This is a genomic window from Haemophilus sp. 27098_8_127 (genome assembly GCF_041433495.1).
GTDB lineage: Bacteria > Pseudomonadota > Gammaproteobacteria > Enterobacterales > Pasteurellaceae > Haemophilus_D.
This window is the reverse complement of record NZ_JAPWBP010000017.1, coordinates 1-6537: the sequence shown is the minus strand read 5'-3', so window position 1 is coordinate 6537 and position 6537 is coordinate 1. Positions and strand designations below refer to the sequence as shown.

The 6537-nt window shown below is 37.8% G+C and carries 5 protein-coding genes and 1 pseudogene; all 6 read right to left on the bottom strand.

Annotated features, from left to right (window positions below; genetic code table 11):
- Window positions 1–479 (bottom strand): ankyrin repeat domain-containing protein (locus tag O3746_RS10235; RefSeq protein WP_371449010.1); only part of this gene is annotated, 479 nt, incomplete at its 3' end.
- 1 nt (window position 480) lies between these two features.
- A pseudogene (locus O3746_RS10230) lies at window positions 481–3375 on the bottom strand (polymorphic toxin-type HINT domain-containing protein); the annotation flags it as partial.
- Between the two features lie 21 nt (window positions 3376–3396).
- Window positions 3397–3777 (bottom strand): hypothetical protein, encoded by a 381-nt coding sequence (locus O3746_RS10225; RefSeq protein ID WP_021616878.1) that lies wholly within the window; start codon window positions 3775–3777, stop codon window positions 3397–3399.
- Window positions 3778–3874: 97 nt separating this feature from the next.
- Window positions 3875–4063, bottom strand: coding sequence for a voltage-gated potassium channel (locus O3746_RS10220; protein ID WP_239660933.1), 189 nt, complete (start codon window positions 4061–4063; stop codon window positions 3875–3877).
- A 169-nt stretch (window positions 4064–4232) separates the two neighbouring features.
- On the bottom strand, window positions 4233–4598 hold the full coding sequence (locus O3746_RS10215) for a hypothetical protein (protein ID WP_032827297.1): 366 nt from the start codon (window positions 4596–4598) through the stop codon (window positions 4233–4235).
- A gap of 1 nt (window position 4599) precedes the next feature.
- A partial coding sequence (locus O3746_RS10210) for a hemagglutinin repeat-containing protein (protein ID WP_371449007.1) occupies window positions 4600–6537 on the bottom strand: 1938 nt, incomplete at its 5' end.

The following is a 6537-nucleotide window of genomic DNA, read 5'->3' as shown; positions in this document are numbered from 1 at the left end:
TCTGTAGGTTTATAACTTTCAAGAATGGTTTCATCCTCATTTACTAAGTAATGCACATTTGCCCCTTTTTGAAGCATAAGCTCTAAAACATCCAATCTCTCTGGGATATATCCAATCATAGACAAAGGGATTAAACCATCTTGGTTCGGTAAATTAGGATTTGCTCCTGCTTTGAGCAACGCTATCGCCGCCTCAGCATTTTTACTTCGTAATGCATAATGCAAAGGAGTCATTCCGTATATATCTTGAGCATTAACATCGACGCCATTATCAATATAGAATTGTATTAATTCTACTTTAGGTTCCGAATAGCAAAGTATCCTATGTAGATAGTTCCATTTATCTAAACTAGTAATTTTTTTTATATCTGCCAATTTGTTTTCTAAAAATATTTTTCTTAATAGTTGAAGATCATTATTAAAATTACTCTCTACAATTTTTTCTTCCAAATCCAAGTCATTAAATTTAGAAAAATCCATCTTATTTTCCTCCATTCATAAAATTTCTCATATCTTGTTTTATATCTAAGATATCATCTTTACCAGGCATCTCATTTCTATGACTCCGATTTTCAGACATATTTTCTAACCTAAATTTATTAGGTCTTGCATTTACATAATCATTAAATTGTTTTTGACTCCAATTTAACTCTTTAGCTGCAAGAGATAATCGTCTATGCTCCCAACCATAAGCATGTCCTATATCGATTGGTCCTTTGATTATCGCACGAGTAATCTTATCTCGGTAATCACCATTAGGTAGAGCCTCGTATTGTTCAAAGATTTTCTTCATGGTATCAGAACGAAGATAGGAACGATTATAAAATTGATCTACAGGTTTATCTGTCGATAAATAACGTCCTGTTTGCTCATCAATTCGTTGAGATAGTCTATTAAAATGAGGATCTGTTCCTGCGTTATGATTCACTGTTTCAAAACGATTTAAGTCTTTTTTGATCACAGTAATTTCTTTTCCATCCTGATTTTTAAACTTATAAGCATGATATCCATCAATATCTTTTACTTGCTTAGCTCCATCAGGTAAAGCATGCCAACAATCATTATGCACCCACACCCCACCAACATCAGAATTTGCTCCTTTGATAAAGTAAGTGTGGTCAGTCTCAACTGTCAGGTTATATGCACTTAACTTCTCAGCTTTGATAGTGACACCTTTCACCGTCTGCCAGTGATTATTTTCTGATAACAGTTTATAACCCGCTTTCAGATTTTGTGCATCTACCCACTGAGCATTTTGGATTTCTCCGTTGTAATAATGCCCCTCAGAACTCGGTACTAGCTCACCTTGATTTACCCGGGTAAAGAATGGATGAATTTTGTTTGAAACAATGGTTTGGTGTTTGCCTTGTTCATCAATCACTTCTACATATACTGTAAAGTCATACGGGTTGTTGTAGTGCGCTTGTACGCGCTGATAGGTCATTTGTCCTGTCAGTTCATTTTTCGCATAAACCTTATCTCCGACCTTAATAGATGCTATCGGCTTGTAACCTTGCTCGGTTTTCACTTCCATGTCACCACGGAAAGAACAAGTTTTAGGTTTTATCTTCGCGACATTAATACCTGAATGAGCTACATCAATCGTGCCATTTTTTAATTTAGCAATGGATTTAGTCATCGCCAATCCCGCACCACTCAGAACCACGCCTCCAGTTGAAACACCTTTCATTTTACCTTGGCGGTAACCTTGCATTTCTCCCGCGAGTTTTGGGTTCTCTTGAAGGGCAAGCGTATAAGCCTCATCCCAATCTTTCAACGATACCACAACATTATTATAGGTCTTCCCTGGATTTGAGATTGCTTCCCATAAAGACACTACGGTATCATCTAAATTAACAACCGCATCTGCTGTTTCTTTAACGCTATCAATTTGCCCCTGAGCTTCTGCAAGCTCTAGACCTTCTTGATATTCTTTAGCTTTATCTTCATCTCCATTGAATAAAACCTTGGCATACATTTCAATGTTTTGCTTACGCTCATCACTAGGATGAACGTCATCAGCCATGCTGTTATTCTCCACAGAGTCTTTCGCCGTCTTAGCCGCAATAATCGCCCCATCAGAACTATCCGATAAACTACCACCGGCAATACCTGCTGCTACTTGGCTTAAAGAAGATACCGTACGTTTTTCTTCTTCGCTGAGCTTTTCAGGTGATTTATCATAAAGTGTCGAGGCGAGGAAATGAGCCGCAGCCTCACCACCAGCTGCACCTGCCGCACCAGCAGCAACATTACGATTGCCCGCATAAGCCTCTACCGCGCCCCAAAGTGCATGAGCAGTCAAATTGAGAGCGGTATTCACATTGCCTTTTGCATCTGTTGTCGCTTTCTTAATTTGGTTATTCACCGCAGGCGATAATCCTGAAGCCACCACTTCCGCTGCCGGTCTGCCAGCTAAAGCAGTGCTGATAACATTTAATGCCGAATCAATGACAAGACGTTGACTTCCACCCGTTTCCCATTCTTTGGCTTCACGACTCGCTGTCTCAAAATTATCTCGTGCTTGTTCTACTAAAGCTTGGTTAATTTCGTTGTTGTTTTCTGCCTTGGCTTTTTCTGCTTCTTCTAACGCAATTGCGGCTTCATGACGTTTCGCTTTCGCTTCTTCGCCAAATTTATTAGCAAGCAAACTTCCTGCTTCCGCGACATTTGGTCCAAATTTCTCTGTCACCTCACGTTGGAAATCAAGTTCTTTTTGAACATCATCTTTATTAAAACGATTCTCTAATTTACCACTTTGGCTTTGTGCACTCTCTGTAGTGATCTCAGTTTTAATCGCTGCAATCTCTTCTTGCACCGTTTTACCTGTTCGTTTTAATTGCTCAGCTTCATCTTTAATAGTGATATTTTGTGTATTAATACCACTTTTTGTTGTGCTAGATTGGCTATCGGAATCTTTACCATAGCCCATGCCATAAGAGAATTGGAGAGACTCCTTACCTTCAGCCAATTTCTTGGTGTTCTCTTTTCCATCTACTCCTTTAGAATTAACAGTTGTGTTACCATTTTTATCGGTATAAAGCAGATTACCATCTTTATCCGTGGCTTGTTTTGTACTTTGAGCTGCACCATTCTCTCCAAATGGTGTTTCAAAGTTAGCCGATACACTACCACTCACACCAAAACTGCTGCCACTATAATTTGAGTGGTTTTCAATATCTGAATGAGTCAGACTACTCGTGCTAAAATGGTTTTTACCATCTTCTTCTGCTTTTTGTGTAGAAGTAATCAATGCACCTTTAAGATCGGTATGCTTATTAACATTAATATCATAACCTTCATCACCAGCATAAATTCCTGCCTGTTCATTCACACTCGCATGATCAGCATTGATTTCTACACGTTTGCCTTTGTTTTGGTTGATAAGTTATATTCATCATTCATTACATAATCCTTTATCTGAAGTAGAATTCTTTCTGCCACAATCTTCTACCCATATATAACCTTTTATTTCCATGCATTTAAAAAAAGCATCCCAATTTTTTTGTTGTAAATGGGGATCAGCCTTTGGTAAATGATCCATTGCCCAAGCACTCCTCATACTTAAATCCCCTTTTCTTAATCCACAGCTTACCAAATCATCCATTCTTTTCACGGAATCCGTATGTCCAAAGCTATAAGGTTTTTGAAATTTAGCAATTGGGCTATATGGTTTACCAAAACAAATTGTTGTCATTCCATAATAACAATCGTCTTTTGCTGAATAACATCCTGTTATGGTGGATATAAAAATTAGGATAAATATAACTTTTTTCATTATCTTACCCCAAACAACAAATTCATAATTTCTATAGATAAAGTGTACAATAAAAGAAGATCTCATTAATTATGCATATTTTTTACTTTCTACTTTGCTATTGTTCTTTGTTTTCATTTTCACAATAATACATGACATGTACATTTCCTTTATATTTCATACATATTTCCCTTCCATTAGCCTCTTTGTACATTTGATTAAGATTATGCCAAGCCCCATCTTCTGAAGAATATAAAAGGCAAGATTGAATAAAAATAGTCATAAAGAATATAACTAAAATTTTCATTATTTCCATCCCTATAGCTAACGCAAGGTGCGTGAACCAAAAATTAACGCACGCTACCTTGCTAATGAATTAATTTTCTTTCTCTAAAAAAAAGTGCAGTCAATTTTTGAGAAGTTTTAAAGCTCTTTGAAAATTGACCACACTCTGTTTAAATAATAAATTCAATGCGTTATAAGTTACACTTTCCATTATCCCACTTAGGATCTTGATAGCCACATTCAGCGGGAGAAAGATATATATACCCCTTAGTATTCATACATTCATCAAGATTTTTATATCTTTTGTCATTTATTTGATAGTTTTGCGGATAGTAGTGTAGATTTATATCACCATACTTTCCTCCACAAGAAACAAGATCTTTCCATCGTTGTTTTGAGTTTGTATGTCCTAGTAGTTCTTTTTTTTGATACCCTGCAATTAATGGATATTCTTTCCCCTTATCAACACAATTAACCATTTGTGGAGTATAAAAACATCCGTTTGAATACCAACATCCGTTTAATATAAAACAAAGAATAAATAAGGTGTATTTCATTTTATTTACCTCCTATTTTCATCAAAAGTTCAAACATATCTGATGACATTACATCGGATAAAGCAAATGGTGCGGATACCGGTATTGCAATAACAGTTGTTACACCTGATGCTACACCAGTAAGTTTATTTTTTTCTGCAGTATTTCCTTGTTTATCATACCAGCCCCATGCTTGGCCTCCTAACAGGTCGTGAGTACCAGCAAAGGATTCTACCGCCATATCCGAGATAGAACCGATGCTATACGGAATTCTCTTAAAATGTAGATTCCACTCACCTTGAACAGGTTGAAAACCACCGGTTTCTCCATATAATCCACCCGCTTTTTTATTTTGTTGCGGATCAATAGCATCATCTAATGTATAGTCTTTATTACCTTTAAATGTGATTGAATTATCATCATTATAAGTACAAGTCCCCATGTTACTATTGCAAATAGCATCAACATCAATCCTTACACCACCTAATTTTACTCCATCAAAATAACCGCTATCATAACTATCATTACGAAGAATTTTCCCCGTCTTAGCATCTTTAATACCTTTAAATAATCTTGAATTAGCCAAAGTCTCCTCTCTCATCTTCGTTGCGGCTAATTGCAAAGTTCCTTGAGTGATTGCAACACCCGGTGAGCCAGCGGCAATGCCAACCACGGTTTCAAGCAAACGTTTTTGATATTGCAATTTATAAATTTCTCCATAAAGTGCGGTCTTTTCCTCTTCAGTTTTAGCTTCCTTGATTTGTTTTCTCAATTCAGCCTGTTTCGGAAGCGCATAGGCATCAATCATTGAGAAGGCATTTTTACGAAAATCTTGAGTAACTTTCACTTGAATGTTGAGCTCTTTCATCACTTTGTCTTTATCAAAATGATTTTCCAACTTGCCGGAATGCTGCTCTGCATTATCCGTAGTTACATCGGTTTTAATGCTATCTAGCGTTTGCTCAACCGTTTCACCGGTTTTCGCCAGTTGTTCCGCTTGGTCTCTAATTTCAATATTCGCAGTATTAATACCACTTTTTGTCACGCTACTTTGACTTTCTTTATCTCGCCCAATACCAAATCCTGTTGAGGTTTCTAAAGAATCCCAACCTGTAGCAAGTTGTTTTGCGTTGTCTTTACCCTGCGCATTTTTGGCTTCTGTGGTCAATTCTCCTCGGTCGTTTCTATAAATCGGATTGCCATCATCATCCACCGCCTGTTTACTACTTTGCGCTTGACCCTCTTTCCCAAACGGTGTGTCAAAATTCGCTGCCACACTGCCGCTCACACCAAAGCTTGAACCGCTATAGTTTGAATGGTTTTCAATATCTGAATGAGTCAGGCTGCCGGTACTAAAATGGTTTTTACCATCTGCTTCTGCCTTTTGGGTAGACGTAATCAATGCACCTTTAAGATCGGTATGCTTATTAACATTAATATCATAACCTTCATCCCCTGCATAGATGCCGGCTTGCTCATTAACGCTGGCGTGGTCGGCGTTAACTTTGGACTTATTGTAGCTTCCCCCTGCTGAGACGCCATAACCCGCCGTCACACTCCCACTCACGTTCATTTGTTTGCCTTTGTATGTGGCAGTGTCTTGCAAGCTTTCGATGTTGAGGTTTTGGGCATTGACTTCTACACGTTTGCCTTTTACTTGGCTACCGATGAGGTTCGCATCACCACCGGCATTAATCACTGTTTTACTTTGGCTATCTCCTACATGACTAGCAACATAAGAGGTTTCATCACCATTGCCATAGCCTTTTCCGTAATTACCGCCTAAAGTAACCCCAGCAACCGCACCATTACTCACTTTAATGGCTACTCCCGCATTAAAGCCGCTAGATTTATTAGTACTGCGTTCTTGATGGTTTTGTTCTACTGCTTTGATGTTTACTTGATTATCTGCCATCAAAGTCGTGCCTTCTTTACCAGAAATATCCGAGCCTTCAATATT